This window comes from Pseudophaeobacter profundi (assembly GCF_029697505.1).
Taxonomy (GTDB): domain Bacteria; phylum Pseudomonadota; class Alphaproteobacteria; order Rhodobacterales; family Rhodobacteraceae; genus Pseudophaeobacter; species Pseudophaeobacter profundi.
In genome coordinates, this window is sequence record NZ_JARJEF010000002.1 from 210,477 (window position 1) to 226,708 (window position 16,232).

Annotated in this window: 15 protein-coding genes; 10 read left to right on the forward strand and 5 right to left on the reverse strand. The window is 54.9% G+C overall.

Annotated elements, in window-relative coordinates; translation table 11 throughout:
* Nucleotides 1-129 precede the first annotated feature (129 nt).
* Together P2081_RS04220 and P2081_RS04225 are read right to left on the reverse strand one after the other, a co-directional pair.
* Nucleotides 130-576, reverse strand: a complete 447-nt coding sequence (locus P2081_RS04220) for a hypothetical protein (RefSeq protein ID WP_278921634.1) — start codon at nucleotides 574-576, stop codon at nucleotides 130-132.
* A complete protein-coding gene (locus P2081_RS04225; protein WP_278921635.1) occupies nucleotides 573-1,139 on the reverse strand; it encodes a type II toxin-antitoxin system PemK/MazF family toxin in 567 nt (188 codons plus the stop codon). The genes P2081_RS04220 and P2081_RS04225 overlap by 4 nt, the downstream gene beginning before the upstream one ends.
* A 449-nt stretch (nucleotides 1,140-1,588) precedes the next feature.
* On the opposite strand from P2081_RS04225, the gene drt3a reads away from it, so the two are divergent.
* From drt3a to P2081_RS04250, 5 genes are all read left to right on the forward strand, one after another.
* Complete coding sequence (gene drt3a / locus P2081_RS04230) at nucleotides 1,589-2,965, forward strand: antiviral reverse transcriptase Drt3a (protein ID WP_278921636.1); 1,377 nt, start codon at nucleotides 1,589-1,591, stop codon at nucleotides 2,963-2,965.
* On the forward strand, nucleotides 2,955-5,045 hold the full coding sequence (gene drt3b, locus P2081_RS04235) for an antiviral reverse transcriptase Drt3b (RefSeq protein WP_278921637.1): 2,091 nt from the start codon (nucleotides 2,955-2,957) through the stop codon (nucleotides 5,043-5,045). Before drt3a ends, drt3b begins: the two co-directional genes overlap by 11 nt.
* Before the next feature lie 716 nt (nucleotides 5,046-5,761).
* Complete coding sequence (locus P2081_RS04240) at nucleotides 5,762-6,991, forward strand: plasmid recombination protein (RefSeq protein ID WP_278921638.1); 1,230 nt, start codon at nucleotides 5,762-5,764, stop codon at nucleotides 6,989-6,991.
* 189 nt (nucleotides 6,992-7,180) lie between these two features.
* The gene (locus tag P2081_RS04245) at nucleotides 7,181-7,600 is read left to right on the forward strand and encodes a hypothetical protein (protein WP_278921639.1); all 420 of its coding nucleotides are present in this window, start codon (nucleotides 7,181-7,183) and stop codon (nucleotides 7,598-7,600) included.
* Nucleotides 7,601-7,799: 199 nt separating this feature from the next.
* Nucleotides 7,800-8,063, forward strand: coding sequence for a hypothetical protein (locus tag P2081_RS04250; protein WP_278921640.1), 264 nt, complete (start codon nucleotides 7,800-7,802; stop codon nucleotides 8,061-8,063).
* A gap of 129 nt (nucleotides 8,064-8,192) precedes the next feature.
* Here P2081_RS04250 and P2081_RS04255 read toward each other — a convergent pair whose 3' ends face one another.
* The 3 genes from P2081_RS04255 to P2081_RS04265 all read right to left on the reverse strand — a co-directional run bounded on the left by P2081_RS04255 (nucleotide 8,193) and on the right by P2081_RS04265 (nucleotide 11,249).
* Entirely contained in the window at nucleotides 8,193-8,393 is a 201-nt protein-coding gene (locus tag P2081_RS04255; RefSeq protein ID WP_278921641.1) for a hypothetical protein, read from the reverse strand.
* A gap of 335 nt (nucleotides 8,394-8,728) precedes the next feature.
* The gene (locus tag P2081_RS04260; RefSeq protein ID WP_278921642.1) at nucleotides 8,729-10,054 is read right to left on the reverse strand and encodes a DUF6538 domain-containing protein; all 1,326 of its coding nucleotides are present in this window, start codon (nucleotides 10,052-10,054) and stop codon (nucleotides 8,729-8,731) included.
* Between the two features lie 328 nt (nucleotides 10,055-10,382).
* Nucleotides 10,383-11,249 (reverse strand): LysR family transcriptional regulator, encoded by an 867-nt coding sequence (locus P2081_RS04265; protein WP_278921643.1) that lies wholly within the window; start codon nucleotides 11,247-11,249, stop codon nucleotides 10,383-10,385.
* Between the two features lie 106 nt (nucleotides 11,250-11,355).
* Between P2081_RS04265 and P2081_RS04270 the strand changes: the two genes are divergently transcribed.
* The 5 genes from P2081_RS04270 to P2081_RS04290 are packed head-to-tail and all read left to right on the forward strand — an operon-like array spanning nucleotide 11,356 to nucleotide 16,151.
* The gene (locus tag P2081_RS04270) at nucleotides 11,356-11,955 is read left to right on the forward strand and encodes an amino acid synthesis family protein (RefSeq protein WP_278921644.1); all 600 of its coding nucleotides are present in this window, start codon (nucleotides 11,356-11,358) and stop codon (nucleotides 11,953-11,955) included.
* Nucleotides 11,927-12,715: an alpha/beta fold hydrolase gene (locus P2081_RS04275; RefSeq protein WP_278921645.1), complete on the forward strand. Its 789-nt coding sequence runs from the start codon at nucleotides 11,927-11,929 to the stop codon at nucleotides 12,713-12,715. The genes P2081_RS04270 and P2081_RS04275 overlap by 29 nt, the downstream gene beginning before the upstream one ends.
* Complete coding sequence (locus tag P2081_RS04280; protein WP_278921646.1) at nucleotides 12,712-13,626, forward strand: flavin reductase family protein; 915 nt, start codon at nucleotides 12,712-12,714, stop codon at nucleotides 13,624-13,626. The genes P2081_RS04275 and P2081_RS04280 overlap by 4 nt, the downstream gene beginning before the upstream one ends.
* A gap of 3 nt (nucleotides 13,627-13,629) precedes the next feature.
* A complete protein-coding gene (locus P2081_RS04285; protein ID WP_278921647.1) occupies nucleotides 13,630-14,664 on the forward strand; it encodes an LLM class flavin-dependent oxidoreductase in 1,035 nt (344 codons plus the stop codon).
* An 8-nt stretch (nucleotides 14,665-14,672) separates the two neighbouring features.
* Nucleotides 14,673-16,151, forward strand: a complete 1,479-nt coding sequence (locus P2081_RS04290; protein ID WP_278921648.1) for an aldehyde dehydrogenase — start codon at nucleotides 14,673-14,675, stop codon at nucleotides 16,149-16,151.
* The last annotated feature ends 81 nt before the right edge of the window (nucleotides 16,152-16,232 follow it).

Sequence of the window (16,232 nt, forward strand, 5' to 3'; positions counted from 1 at the left end):
CAGGGCGATTTGCTACACAATTTGCTACACATTTCTTCCATTTTTTGGGCGGCGCGCTGGCATCTGTAGCAGCAGAAGGTTCGCCAGCGCGCCTGACGCGGGATGTCTAATCCCGCGTATCTCTGTAAATCAAAGCGCCTGGCGCAGCGCGTCCAGAGCCTCCTGCGCGTGCATCAGGTCATGCACGGCTTGCAGGGTCTCGTAGAGCTCGAAGAACATGATCATCGCGCGGCCCAGTTCATCCGCGCGCTCGGTCGTTTGCGTCTCCTGCCAGCAGGCAGGCGCCGAAACATTGCACTCATCATAGTCGCGGTGCTGATGCACCGTCGTGCCCTTGTCGATCTCCCGGGTGAGGAAATCCATCTGCACGTCCAGTTCCTCCAGAATCTCTGGCTTGAAGATCTGGCGGGCTTCGATGATCTTGATCAGCCGCTCAAAGCCGACGCGTTCCAGCGGTTGAATGTTGTGCAGCACGTCCATGCGGATTGCCGTGATGCAGTCACGGGATTTAGCGAAGGCTGCCGCGGCGATGGCTTCGATATTGTCGTATGTGATCGGCAAAAAGTGGTGGGTCATACGAGACCTCCTTTGGATTTGAGGGTGATGGCTGCGCGAGATGCGCGGTTCCGCTTCAGGAAACCGCGCTCTTCGCGTTGCCAGCGCGCCTGTTCTTCCCAACGCTCCCGCCGGGCCTCGGCTTGGATGTCCGCCTCCGCTTGCAGGCGGGCGCGCACGTCGTTCATACGGTCCAACAGGGGCGGATCGAGACGACCGATCAGGGTGCCGCGCTCCTCGCCGCCCTCAAAGCCAGAATGGTTGACGCTGACGATGACACGGCGCGAGCAGACAAAGCGGGACGGACGATCCAGCCCCGCCGCGTGGCAGGAGGCGGTGTGCCCGACGCGGACTTCATATCCGGTGTTGGCTTTGGTGCGGGCTGAGGTGCCATAGGCGAGTTCGACAAATTTTACGCCGTTCAGCTCGAAGACATCGAGCACCAGGCAGGGGCGCAGTTTGGGCTGCTCTGCCGGACCTTCGGCATCCTCGTTGGTCGGAAAGGCGAACAGAACAACGTCACCGCGCTCGACAAGGTCTTTCCAGTCGAAGTCCGGCACGAAGGATTGGGGGGAGTGATACATCTGGGGTCTCCATTGATGTGATTGAAAATCGACACCAGCTTTGGAAACCTAAAAGGCCTCCCGTTTTGCTGCGCGTCACAAAAAACGCGCAGCAAAACGGGAGGCAAAAATCGGGAGAGCGGCGAGAGGGTGACCCTCTCGTCAAATTTGGGCAGGCGATAGGAAGAAGGGCGGAAACCTTGCCTTCGCCACACGCCCCCCCCTAGCAGCGGCTATGCTCGCTTTCGTTGACAATTGTGGCGAGCTAAGCTGACTGTAGAAACAAAAGAATAACATCGCTTGTCGCAGAAAGCACCATGTGCCAGCTTGGCGTGAGGTCACCACCAGAGCTTGGAAGACTTCAGGCGCAACATCTCGTTGGAAAAATATTCACACGCAAGACGTGAACTGCACTTCAATGGGAATGGGGCAAACTTATAGAAATTTTATAAAAACCATGTGAGTGTAATTTGCTAGATCAAACATTTTCTGGAAGTAACCTCCGAAGAGTATCCGAGGCCGAGAAGCGGCGAGGAAGGGTCCGAGATCTGCATTTTTTCGAATCCGTGAATGAGAAGACGGAGGAATTAAAGCAGGCTATTCAGCAGACCAAAGAGTTTAGGCGCCTTCATCCGGGGAAATACTCAGACGAGGAGCAGGCTGAGTTCAATGTCCTAAAAGAGTTTCGCGAAGAGAAGCGACGCGAGCGAGATGATACTCTGCTCCTTGAGCTCGACATGGTTTCTAAAAAAATCAACAGAAAAGATTTCGAGGTTTCGTTCACACAGGAAGATGGCCCTCGCGGAACGAAGGTCTACGTGATAGATCAGGAGCTTCCAGATCAATTCTACGCTATTAAGAAATTGGAAACCAACCTTGCGTCTCTCTATCGGCTCAAGCCGGCCAACAGAGATGAAGTCATGAAGCAGCTAATAGGGATGATTTCGGACGGCTTTGATTACCATGTACTACGGACGGATATTTCAAGTTTTTTTGAGAGTATTCCTCACGATCGCCTCCTCAGAAAGCTGAAAAATGATCAACTGCTGAGCCAAAAGTCCCTCAGACTGATTTCCGGAATTTTGTTCAGGTATGGAAGGTTGGCGGGCACCCCAGGCGTTGGGTTGCCGAGAGGGCTTGGAATAAGCTCATACTTGTCCGAACTGTACATGCGGGAGTTCGATCAACATGTAAAAAGGTTGGGCGACGTTGTTTTTTATGCGAGATATGTCGACGATATCGTCGTTCTCTTTGCGCCACTGCCTGGTGCAGATGTCAGGGAAAAGCGATCAAAAATTCGTGGTTTCCTAAGCGATATATCTCTCTCAATGAACGAAGCTGCGGAGAAGACGAAGGAATCTCCCTATGACGCTCAGGGCTTTCCAGCCGCGAAAGGCACTTGGGACTTTGAGTATCTCGGATACTGTATAGACTTTCGCTCTGGCGTTTCCGTTTCTATGAGTAGAAAACGACTAGCGAGGTACAAAAATAGAATTTTTGGTTGCTTCCAAAGGTATGAGAGTCAGAAATCAAAAAACTACAAGAAGGCCTATCGACTTCTCATAAAGAGAATTCGATTCCTTACAAGCAACACTCAGCTTACTCACAACAAGAGTAATGCGTATGTTGGAATCTATTTTAATAATATGCATCTCACGCATGATAGGAACCTTAGAGCTCTTGATGCGATCCTAGCGGCGAAAGTCGGCTCCCTTTCCAGTCCATCCTTGAGGCCGAAGCTGTCAACATATTCCTTCGTTAAAGGTTATGGCGAAAGAACATTTAGACGCTTTCACAGGAAGGGTGAATTCAAGGAAATTGTAGAGGCTTGGAAGTATGAAGAGTAAAGCTAGAAAGATAAAGCTGTCACCAAAGGCTCGCTATCAAAGGCCTGTGGCTACAGACATTATGCCCTTTGAGGTGCCCCCCTCTTTTTCGAACTCTGGATTTTTCGCATTTCTGATGCGGCTCGAAGTCAAGATATCTCGCTGGGGGAAAGACAAAGCAGTCCGTTGGGTCGCTCCTGATGACAGATTTGATGATTCCTTTCAACTAATTTTCAGGCTCTCTGACAAGTCCTCGAAGAACTTCCGAACAGTCACGGAAATTCATGATGGGAAAAGTCTCTCCATTAGGGAGTGGAGGATTTCCTCAAATTGGACAATGCCTTTCAATTTTCGAATATCTCACAAGGAAACGGAATTTCGACAGCTATCTGTGATACATCCTCAGGCACAGATGTTCGTGGCGGAGTTCTATCAATTGCACGCGCCGGAGATCCTCTATCATTGCTCAAAGAGTAACTTCTCGATCAGATTCCCCGCATCTGTCGCAAAGTCCGTTAGGTACAAAGATCGGCTCTTCAATGAAAACGTCGGAAACTCTGACGATTCTATTGAGGAGGCTGGAAAGGAGTATGAAGGTTCGGGGTCATATTTTACCTATAGTAAGTACAGTAATATTTTTAAGTTCTACGAGAATTATGCATACCTGAACGCCGAGCGAAAGTTCGGAAGCCTGTATAAACTTGACGTGTCCAGCTGCTTTGACAGCATCTATACTCATTCCATCGCATGGGCGACTCTGGGTCAAGAAGTTGCCAAAGAGAATATTAAGCGTCTTGATACTACGTTCGGAGGGAAGTTTGATAGACTTCTTAGGGAACTAAACAGAGGTGAGACCAACGGGATTGTTATCGGGCCTGAGTTTTCGAGAGTATTCGCAGAGATTATCTTGCAAGATGTCGATCGAAGTTTAGAGCAAGTTCTTCTCGACGAGCATGGCTTCTCAAATAGGGTCGATTACGAGGTATTCAGGTACGTCGATGATTACTTTGTTTTCTGCGATCGAGAAGAAGTAGGTCTTTATGTGAAGCGACATCTATCTGAGCTTCTGAAGCTTGTTAAGCTCACTTTGAGCTCGGAAAAGTCGGAATTTTATGAAAGACCCATAATTACACCGCTTACAATAGCGAAGAATAGAATAAGCAGTTGCCTCGCCGAGAGGATCGTGACGAAGATCGAGAAGAAAAGCGACCCAGATGGCGGCGATGATATTGATTACTTCAGCTGCAAAATTCAGGCCAAGAGCCTCATAGTAGACTTCAAGGCAGCGCTAAAGGAAAGTGGCGTAAAATACAAAGACGTTCTGAACTACACGCTCGCTACCGTTGAGAGAAAGGTGAACTTCATTTTTCGGAAGTTCAAGGCCAACCATGATGCACACAAGGACTATCGAGAGCTAGTTTCAGCTATTTTAGGGCTCTTGGAGTTCTCTGCGTTTGTCTACGCTGCACAGCCTCGTGTCAATTTTACAGTCCGACTTACTCGAATTATCGCCATCATAGTGGACAAGCTGCACGAAGTTGAAGTTGAGCGCGACCTGAAAGATCGCGTATTTAAGTTCATCTTCGACAGTATAAATCGGCATATTAAGCACACTCCTCATGATCGTTTTCATGAGGTGGAGACGCTCTATCTGCTTCTTGCGCTAAACAAGCTTGGTCGGGGCTATAGAATTCCTGAGCCCAACATAGCGACCTTTGTTGGGCTGGATGTCAGCGATGCAGGGGACTATTCATTCAAGCGGCACATGAGCTACTTCTCGATTTCTGTTTGCCTGCTCTACGTAAGAAATCAGGCCAGATACGGAAAGCTTCGTGACTTTTTAGAAGCTGAAATAAAGAAGAAATTCGACGACAGAAGAGCCTATTTGCACCAGGATTCTGAGCTCGTAATAGCTGCGCTTGATCTTCAGTGTTGCCCATACATTTCCCAAGGGCTCAAAGAGTATATCGCGTCCAGCTATGGGATAGAGGTCGCGCGGTTACCTCTACTTCAACGTTCGGCCCCGTACTGGTTTACGAACTGGGAGAACTTTGACCTTTCGAGAGAGCTTGACAAGAAGCGCGCTCGTGAAGTCTATTGACGCTAGAGCGGCACCCAAGCTAAATTGCCATACGCAGATCTTACTAAGTGAAGCGTAGTTGCGGCACACACACAAGCTCCATTTCCTGCGTGCCTATAAACGTCATCAGGATCCCGTCGGTGGTCGAGGTGCGCCACCGACATAAGTTTTCTAAATCGAAATATGCTATAATCTCTGAGGGCTTTCCGGAGACCGCGCGACCGACCGTGACGGCTGGAATCGGTTGTTCACTGGATGGAGCTCGAATGGCGGCTAAGGGCCCCAAGTACTTATGACGGCGACCACGAATTTACCGTCGCAGACGCCGGATAGGGTGCAGGGACAGATGGCGAGTGGTCCCTGCCTTGGAGTGTCCAGAGAGGGGAAGGCCCCCTCTTTGGTCCCAGCTGGATAGGCTGCCAGGGGGTGCAGGGGGAGTGGCGAACGACGACCCTGCGAGTGGGGATGAAAGGGGTGGGCGAAACCTCCCTTTCTCGGGCTGAAAGCCCCTTGAGGGTTTGGGAGAGCTGGGCGTCTCCCAAGGCCGCCGCAGGCGGCCAGGGTCCAGGGGCGCGCCCCTGGCGAACGGCAGGCCGAACGGAGGTGCCGTAGGCACTGGAGTGCGGGCTGTTTAGTGAGTAATCTCCCCGCACATCCGCTCAACTTTCTGCTCCAAATTTCTCACGACGCCCAAACCATCGACCGATGTTCTGATCTCATAGTCCGGAGATCACAAAATGAAGTCGACAAAACACCCTATCGTGCTGCGGTTCGCAGGAATGGATCCGACCGACATCGGCGGGTATGAAGCCCACCGCTATCGTAAGAATGGCGACCTTGGGCACATCGACCGCAACAAACCCGAGCCGCGCCGGTTGCTCGGAACAAAAACCTGGGCCGAAGAGGCTTTGGCCGAGATCAATTTGATCAAGATGGAGACCTTTGCTGCGGAGCTGACAGAACTGGACCGGCGCAAGCGTCGGAAAGATCTTACAAAGCGCCGCATCGAAGGTCCACGGGACCCTTGGCGTGCATCCCGTCACGGGCCACTGCGAGAGGTGATCCTGACGGCCAACAAGGATTGGTTCGAAGAGACCGAAGACAATAGCCAGCTGTTCAGCACCGTCCGAGAAAAACAATTTGAGGAGCGTGCTATCGCGTGGCTCAAAGAGAACTTTGGCGATGATGTCATTCACGCCCGTGCCGACACAGATGAGCAGGCCTATCACATCCACGCGGTAATCATGCCGCGCGCGACGGTTCACAAATATGGCGTCGATTGTCAGGTGCTTCAGCCATCGGTGCATCCGCTGATCAAGGATTACGAAGCAGCGCAAGACAGCGTCGGAAAATGGTTCAGTGACATCGGTCTGGTGCGTGGAGAAGCCCGCAAGCAAGCAATCCGGGACGCGCTGAACAATGGCAAAGCGCCACCAAAGAAGCGGCGTCACGTGCGCCCCGCAGAGTGGCGCGCGCAAGAAGAGATGCGGCTCGCAAAGCAAGCGGCCAAGCTCGAAACTCAGCGTCGCGATCTCTCCGAACGTGAGGACATCGCTGACGACGTAATCGCATATGCCGATGCCGTTTCCGCTGGCGATATCGACGTGGACGGAACGCCGCGCGAGGAAATGGCCGCGACGGAGGCCCCAATCCCCCCTGCCCGGCGAGCCAGTTTTGGTATTGCCAAAGCTCGAAAGGCGTTCCGAGCGGCTGCCCGTAGGTTGGCCATCCGGGCCGAAAATAAGGCGAAGAAGGCTGCGGACGCGCGGATCGCAACAGAAGTTGCAGAGATCAAGAAAGCGGACGCCGTCATCCTCCAAATCGCACAGCTCTTGCCAAAGGGTCTTCGCGCAAAGATCGCTCACGTCCGCCGCCAATTGACCGCCAGCATTATGGTTCTCGATCCTGGGTTGCGCGCGAAATCAAGCTCTCATCGGCCGAAAAATGGTGAGAAGGATCAACCCTAAAATCTTGCACCTGAAAGAATGCAGAAATTGAATTCAACAATTTCAACGCGTTGTGATTTTTTCATCGAAAAACACGACTTTTTATAGAGTCACAAATTTGAAGCTTCTGAATTTCTCCAATACCGAACGCGGCGGGCAGCAAACCCAAGGCTTCGGTTGAATGTAAAACCTTAAACTGGAGCTCCAGAAATGACAAAGACCCTGATGCCAAAGACCACCCGCAAAACCCACACCGCCAACTTCGTCCTGACCGACTCGATGAACCTTCGAATGGCGAGCGCTATAAAGTCCATCGCGCATCACGCGGACAAAGATGCTCGTAAGGATGACAAGATACAGCGAGAGGCACGCGCCGCCGTTGCCGCCACGCTCGACACTTGGATTGATTACATGTTGGAGAATGACCCCGAACGGGTCGAAGATCTGTTCTTCGAGTTCGCGTGCTTTGCAACAGCGACAAATCGCAAACGGATGCTGAAACATGCGCAAGCGCCTGAAGACGTTGCAGAGCGCGCCGAAGTGCAGCTGGAACAATGGAAAGCCGACGCGGAAGCTAAGAAAAGCGCTTCCGATGCATTGGTGTCGGGTGAAAAAAGCACTGACGACTGAGCGTGCCGCCCCGTGCGCCAATGGGCGGCGGGGCCACAGTTCGCCAATTCGAGAACACAGTGTTTCCAGATGAAAGCATTATAACGTGCCCCCTCAGCGCTTAACTCATACTCACAATCAACGGAGATCGACATGTAGCCAGCCATCCCCCCGCCCCCGAAACCAGCCGCAAGCCAGCGGTGGTGGGGTATGGAGTGCTATGTCCACCAGACACACCGCGCGGGCAGCGGATACGAAAATCGCCCACATCCGCCCAGTTCGAAACAACGCCATCGACGGCCAAATCAAACGGGTTCTTCGCGCCAGACAACAGATCGCTCAACAGATCAACAACGGCGAAGAATGGATGCTCCCTCTGCTCAAACGCTTCAACTCCGAAATCGAAGCGCTCGAAGAGAAACAAGACCTGATCTTCCAAGCCGCCCAAATCGCAAACCACGCCGCCCCCAACCGGGCGGCGTGATGCGTTTCGGGGCATGGTGCGAAGGTCTGAGAGGCGTTCTTTTCTGCCGTTAGCTGCGAGCGCAATATCACGAGCGGTGCTGAGGTGGCAGTATTTAAGGATGTTGGCTCTCAGATTTACACTGAGCAATCAGTCGGGAAATCTGGCGATAATTTCCCCGCCGTTTGCCGTTTCGAAATGCCCATCGCTACGCTCAACCAGAAGTTCGTTGCCTCGGCTCGCCAGCCACCGCGTCTGACGTCGTCCGTCGATCAATCGCGTCTGCTTGGTAACGTCGATGAATTCGCCACGCTCCCCCAAGCACTCAACAGTTTCAATATCTTCCCACACGTAACCGTTTCCTTCTTATTTCCTCGGCACCGTCTCGATTGAAGCAATAGAATGATTTAACGAGTCAAGTCCTCTATTCGCTATCGTGGATTAGCTTCAACTTCCACAAGAGCGTCGTTGCAATCACTCAGTTTGAGCAGCAGACCCGAGAGACCCCGAATTGCAGTAAAAAAAGGCCGCTTTCCGACCTGGCCCGTTCGCGTCGACTGAGGCTTCTACGCGAGCGAAATGCTGCGGGGCGGCGTCTGGAAAAGAGAGCTCTTAGCGAACGTTGGCCTGGAAGTCCCTATTATATCCGCATCTCTTTTTTCCGCGAGCGGCCTTGCTACCCCCGATCATTTCAAGTGGTCCGGCACCTTCAGCATGACACTCAAAGCAAGTTCCTGCCTCTGTGCCAAATCCATCGCGTCTCCATATACTGGACGACCCCGGATTACCTTGACGCTATGCCCCATCATTTCCCCGCTGACGTCCATCCGCTTAGTCGCATCCAGTATCCGGCTTTCCCACGTGTGGCGAACACCACCGATCGTGTGCTGAGCGGAGGGCAGCAGGTCATTGCTTCGCAGGTATTTGTTCATGGTGCCTGAATAGTTGCTTTTGCCTCGGTATCGCGGAAATCCGTCGGGATGGCGCTTGGCGGCTGCAAGTGCGACGCCAACCAGAGGAACCAGGCGCACGGATGCACTGTTCTTGATCTCTCTGCGGTTTTCCCCTTCCTCAAAAGCCAGGCGCAGGTGCGGGACCGGATGATCGAGCACAATGGCACTGGCAGGCAGGTCGTGGATTTCGGACTGACGGCATCCCGTTTCGATCGAGATCAATAGAATGTCCCGTGCTTCGGAGTTCGTCGCGTCAAAGACCCCAGGCGCAAACCACTTCTCGGTGATCCAATCCACCGGAATCTCCAGCTTCCGTGCCTCAACTTTGTGCCGATCTTTAAGTGCAATCCGGCGATAGGGTTCGGGAGGATTTGGCTGGGCGATGCTCTCGTAGTATCGGCGCAGCATTCCAGCCATATTGGCAAAGTCCTTGTTGGCGCTTTCCATGGAAAGGTTTTCGGCCGCGATCTTCTTTTGCCACCAAGCCTTGTGCTTCAGGGCCGCAGCGTGGTCGATCTCTGTCACGAACACGTCCTTGCCGCCCAGGGCGGCTGTGAGATTGCCGACTGCACGCTTGCGAGGGTTTCGCCAGAGACGCATCTGGTTTTCGCTTTTGAATCTGTTGTCGTGGGTTGCGAGGCGCTCAACTTGATCCACAAGCCCGGACAGTAGCAGTGCGGGTTCATCCACAGCCCCAAGGAGCGCTTTTGCCGTCTCCGTGGCCGGATCAGCCACGGCGGCTTCCACGCGGTCCAGGATATCATCCAACGGCGCATCAAGAAGGTCTGAGATCGGGCGATAGGCGAAGCCCCTTGCCTGCGCGATTTTCTGTGCTGCACGGTATGCATCGGCGTCGTCCGGACGCTCTTGGATGATTGTCATCTCATCAAGCTCGGCAAGCAGCTTGGCTTTCACATCAGGCAATAACTCACGCGCTCGGCGCTCACTGTCGGTCTCAAGACTGCGGTGGATTTCCCGGCGCCCCGCGACTGCAAGATACCGTTTCGGTACGCGCATCCGCAGATGCCAGGTATCGCCGCGTTTGATCAATCCAGCCATCCGTGTCACCCTTTTCCATAATTGCTGCCGCACCTCAGTTGCCAGAGCTCTGCTACACAATTTGCTACACATTTCTGCAAATGAGCGAAACAGAAACATACCCTAAGGTCGTTGAACATATATATTATTTTGCAATCTCATAAGGCGGTATGAATCCCTGTCTCTCCGCCATAATCTTCTGTTGCAAGAAAACCCCTAGTACACCTTGAACCGCAAGGGCATTATTGGTGTTCGAAGCCCTTCAGATCGGGCAAAGTTAAGCTGCTGTGCCAAAGCCAAGCTTAGGTCAGATTGCTTCGTCGCAGTAAATGCTGTCAGAGGGGCGGCATCAAACCGCCGCAGGTTCAGTCTCTGGTAGAGACAGCCTGCCCAACAACCATTCGCGGAATTCCAAAGCTTCAGGTTTGTCCTTGGCAATCGACAGGTAGTAGCCTTCGTGGCTCGGTATCGAAGCCGGGTGCGCCCGCTCGACCATCCCTGTTTTCACCGCGTGATCGGCGAGCAGTTCGCTGACGAGGGCAACGCCGTTTCCATGGGCCGCAAGGTGCAAGGCCATGCCGTATGTATCAGTATAGAGCGATGGTGGCGGTGTGCTGCCAACCAGCTTGGCCCAGGCTTGCCAGCCGCTGGAAGTTCCAACTGCCTCGATGAGCGGCAGGTCATGCAAATCTCCGCTTAGATTTGGCGATTTCAAGGCAATGAGCTGGTTGGGGAGAAGAGGCTCGGCGTCAACCCCGCCCTGTCTGGCCGAGCCGAACCGTATTTCGACGTCAGCGCGGGTAGAGTGGAAGTCATCAGGCCAGATCGCGCTGTAAATTCTTACCCTGAGGCCGGGGAAACGCGCTTGGAAATCTGGCAATCTCGGCGCGATTAGCCAATGTGCTACACTTACCGATGCAGCGATTGTCAGCAGGTTTTTTGCGGAGCCGGTGTCGACAATATCCATCGCGGCCGCCAGGGCGTGTAGCGGTGCGTCGACTTCGGGAAGAAGCCTCCGCCCGGCATCCGTCAACGCCAATCCACGCGCCTGGCGCATAAAGAGCGGAACGCCCAGCCGCGTTTCAAGCGATTTTACTTGCTGGCTGACGGCTGATTGCGTGAGGCCAATTTCCTCCGCAGCAGCGGTGAAGCTCAGATGTCGTGCTGCTGCTTCGAACGAACGAAGCCAACCCAACGGGGGAAGGGATTTTGCCATGGTTCAATTCAGCCATTAATAACACTAATACCTAAGCGCATAATTCAATCGTTTGTCAAAAATATTCCGGCTTCATACCGTCTCCTGCAGCGAACAGGAGGATGCAATGAAACCGGAAATCAGGAAAATCGTCACCTATGATGAGGAAATCTTCATCGAGGGGTTTCGCGAAGCGGATAAGCCCTGGCGAATGTTCGCCGTCGCTGCCGTGCTACGCAACCCTTGGGCAGGTCGGTTTGTCGAAGACTTGACGCCACAGATCAAGGCCTATGGCCCCATCTTGGGCGAGATGATGACCAAGCGGATGATCGACCTTGCTGGAAACGGAGCGGCGATCGAGGCCTACGGCAAGGCGGCAGTTGTCGGACTTGATGGTGAAATTGAGCACGCGTCGGGACTGATCCATACCCTGCGGTTTGGCAATTTCTACCGCGAAGCCGTTGAGGCCAAATCTTACCTTGCCTTCACCAATACACGCGGCACGGCGAATGCACCGATCATGGTTCCGCTGATGGACAAGAACGATGCAGGGCGACGTTCGCACTATCTGACCATCCAGTTCTCGATCCCTGATGCTCCGCGCGATGATGAGGTTGTCGTGGTGCTTGGTGCAGCCATGTCTGGCCGGCCTCATCACCGGATTGGGGATCGCTATCAGGACTTGAAGGACTTGGGCCATGGTCTCGACAATCCTGCCGCGGTCTGAAGTGGCAGGCCTGTCGGCTATCGTGGCAGGCGCGGGGCGGCCCGTGCTGCTGTTGCACGGCGTGGGCCTCAGGGCCGAGGCCTGGGGCGCGCAGATCGAGGCACTGCGCGGCAGCTATCAAGTGATCGCGCCTGATATGCCGGGCCATGGGCACAGTCCTTGCCCTTCTGGCCCGATCACGCTGGCCGAATATGCACAGGCTTTTCTACCTATTCTGCAAGAGCTTGCCGAGCCTGCGCTGGTTGTGGGTCATTCCATGGGGGCAATGATCGCACTTGAATTGGCCTGCCGCGCCCCTGCCAACGTTGGTGCCGTTGCCGCGTGTAACGCTATATTTGAGCGTCGCCCAGAGGCGGCGGCGGCGGTGCAAGCCCGCGCAGGAAGCCTTGATGGGACTATTGCACCTGACCCCGGCTCAACGCTTGAGCGGTGGTTCGGAAGCGCGCAATCAGATGAACGCAGCGCCTGCGAAAGCTGGCTTCTTGCCGCCAACCCCAGGGGCTACCAGCTGGCCTATACCGCGTTTGCCCATGCAGATGGTCCGCGCCGAGAAACCCTGCAGGCGCTGACCTGCCCCGCCCTCTTTGCAACAGGTGCGCTTGAGCCGAACTCAACGCCTGAGATGTCACAGGCCATGGCCGATCTTGCCCCGAAAGGCCGCGCTCTGATCGTTGAGGGCGCGGCCCACATGATGCCGATGACACATGCGGGCGCGTTGAACAGCGCGCTCTTGGATTTTACGCAGGAGATCTGGCCATGAGTGCGATAGATCCGCGTGCGCTGCGCAGCGCATTTGGCACCTTCATGACGGGGGTCACCGTCGTCACAGGCAAAGCCGTTGATGGAACAGTTGTCGGATTTACGGCCAATTCCTTCTCATCCGTCTCCCTTGATCCGCCGCTATTGCTGGTTTGCCCAGGCAAGTTCCTCTCTAGCTATGAAGCGTTTGCGGGCTGCACGCAGTTCGCGGTCAATATCCTGGCCGAGGGGCAGGAAGACGTGGCAAACACCTTCGCAAGTTACAAGGGCGACCGTTTCGCGCGTGTGCCTCATCGCCAAGACGCCTTGGGCAACCTGCTGATTGACGGTGCGCTAACACAGTTTTCATGCACAACTCACAGCGTGGTTGATGCCGGGGATCATGCGATCCTGATTGGCGCAGTGCAGAGCTTTGAACAGCGTGCCGGACGTGGACTTGGCTATGCCGACGGACAGTTTTTCAGTCTCGGACTTGAACGCGCGGCGCTTGAGCATTCGGGCAATACGGCCCTTGGGGGTGCAATCATCACCTGCGGCGATACTGTGCTGTTAGAGCGGACTGAGGCCGGATACCGCCCACCGCAGTGTCTGGCAAAGCACCGCGACAACCTACGCCCTACCCTTACACGTGACCTTGAGGCGCGCGACCTTCCCGTAAAGCTTGGTCCCGCCTATTCTGTATTCGAAGATGGCAAAACCCATTGCTCCTATTTTCTCGCCGCAGAGCCGTTCACCAACAACGGCGGGTTCGAAGCCCATCCAATCGGTGACATTCGCAAACTGAAATTCACCTCCCAACCCATCGCTGATATGATGAACCGCTTCGCGCTTGAGATTCAGACGCGCAGCTTTGGTCTCTATGTCGGTGATGCACAGCGCGGCGATGTACACCACCTGCCTGAAAGGAGCTGAAAAATGGAGTTCTCACTCTTTGTGCATATGGAGCGCCTGACGCCCGAGCAATCGCACCAACAGCTAAATGAAGAACTGATCGCGCTGTGTAAAATGGCAGACGATGCAGGGATGCGCGCCATCTGGACCGGAGAACACCACGGGATGGAGTTCACCATCGCGCCGAACCCCCTTATGTCGCTCGTGCATATTTCCCATCACACAAAAAACGTGAAACTGGGAACGGGTACGGTGATCGCGCCGTTCTGGCACCCTGTCAAGCTGGCTGGCGAGGCGGCATCTGCCGATCTGATGACAGGCGGGCGCATCGAGCTTGGGATCGCTCGCGGGGCATATTCATACGAATACGAGCGGCTAATGCCTGGAATGGACGCGTGGGAAGCGGGTCAACGCATGCGCGAATTGGCGCCACTTCTCCCCAAGCTGTGGGAAGGTGACTGTACCCATGAGGGCACGTTTTATAAATTCCCAGCCACGACAGCCGCGCCCAGGCCCTTGCAGGACGGTGGCCCGCCGATCTGGATCGCAGCACGCGACCCGAACAGTCACGAGTTTGGTGTGCAGAACGGGTTTAACATTCAGGTGACGCCACTGTGGCAGGGGATCGAGGAAATCAAAACCCTGATGGAGCGCTTCAACGCCGCCTGCGCCAGCTATGACGGCCCACGACCCAAAATCATGCTGCTGCATCACACCTATGTTGGCGCGGATGCCGATGATGTGACACAGGCCGCCCGCGAGCTGTCGCGCTTCTATTGCTACTTTGGCGCCTGGTTCAAGAACGAGCGCCCGGTAGCACAGGGGCTGATTTCCCCTCTCTCAGAGGAGGAGCTTGCCGCCAATGGCCTTATGGCCCCCGAGAACATGGCGCGTGATCTGACCATCGGAACCGCAGAAGACGTCATCGAGAAAATACGCAAATACGAAGAGCTTGGGTATGATGAATACGCGTTCTGGATCGACAGTGGGATGAGTTTCGAACGCAAGCGCGCCTCGCTTGCTCGTTTCATCGACACTGTCATGCCGGCCTTCAGGTGAGGAACAAAATGGACCGCAAACCACACTATCAGCTTTTTATTGACGGCGCTTGGACGGAAGGTTCCGAAGGTCAGGTCATGGCCTCGCAAAACCCCGCCAACGGACGGGACTGGGCGACCTTCGCCTGCGCGTCGCGGGCCGATGTCGCGCGCGCCATCAAATCTGCTCGCCGGGCGCTGAACGACCCGGCATGGCGCGATATGACCCAGACACAACGTGGCAAACTGCTTTATCGGCTTGCCGAACTGATCGAAGAAAACGCCGCTGAAATCGGGCGCATCGAAACAACAGACAGCGGCAAGCTCCTGGCGGAAACTGCCAGCCAGTCGGCCTATGTCGGCGACTATTACCGCTATTACGCGGGGCTTGCCGACAAGATCGAAGGTGCGGTCCTGCCGATCGACAAACCAGACATGCATGTCTTTACCCGGCGCGAACCGATCGGTGTTGTCGCTGCCATCGTGCCGTGGAATGCCCAGATGTTCCTGACAGCAACAAAGCTGGGCCCCGCATTGGCGGCGGGCTGCTCCGTGGTGTTGAAAGCCTCGGAAATTGCCCCCGCGCCGATGCTCGAGTTTGCCCGCCTGATCGAACAGGCAGGTTTCCCGGCCGGTGTCGTTTCGGTCATCACAGGAGATGCCGAAAACTGTGCCATCCCGCTGACACGTCACCCCGATATCGACCGCATAGCCTTTACCGGTGGGCCGGAAACCGCACGGCACGTCGTGCGCAACTCAGCTGAAAATTTTGCGGTCACCACGCTGGAGCTCGGCGGAAAATCCCCCATTCTGGTCTTTGAAGACGCTGATCTCGACGGCGCGGCCAATGGGCTTATCGCAGGCAATTTCGGCGCCTCGGGCCAAAGCTGTGTGGCGGGCACGCGGGGCCTGGTGCATCGCTCTGTGTTGGAGGTCGTAGCGGCGAAGATCAAAGAGAAGATGGAGGGCGTTGTCATCGGCGACCCGCTTGATGTGACAACCCAAATCGGCCCCCTTTGCACGGCCGAGCAAATCAGAAAGATCGAAGCAACCCTTGCTGCGGCCGTATCAAGCGGCGCGACAATCCGCTTTGGTGGCGCGCCTCTGGAACGCCCCGGCAATTACATGGCACCCACCCTTGTTGAATGCGCTGACACAAACGCCGAAACGCTCAAGATCGAAATGTTCGGACCTGTCATGTCGCTCTTGCCATTCGACACCGAAGAAGAAGCTATCGCAATTGCCAACAGTACTCCCTTCGGGCTCGGCTCGGGTGTTTTTACCGAGAATGTCGCACGCGCGCATCGCGTCTCTGCGCGGCTCAAGGCGGGCATCTGTTGGGTCAATACCTACCGTGCGGTGTCGCCCATGGCGCCCTTCGGAGGATTCGATCAGTCAGGCTATGGGCGCGAGGCCGGGATAGAGGCCATACATGACTACACGCGCAGCAAAACAACGTGGATTAGCACGTCCGAAACACCAATGGCCAACCCGTTTGTGATGCGTTGAGTGGAGGCTGAAGTCTTCTTGATAACCCCCTAAACCAATAGGCGAATAAGCCGACGTGCTGCCATAGTGCAGCCTATGTCG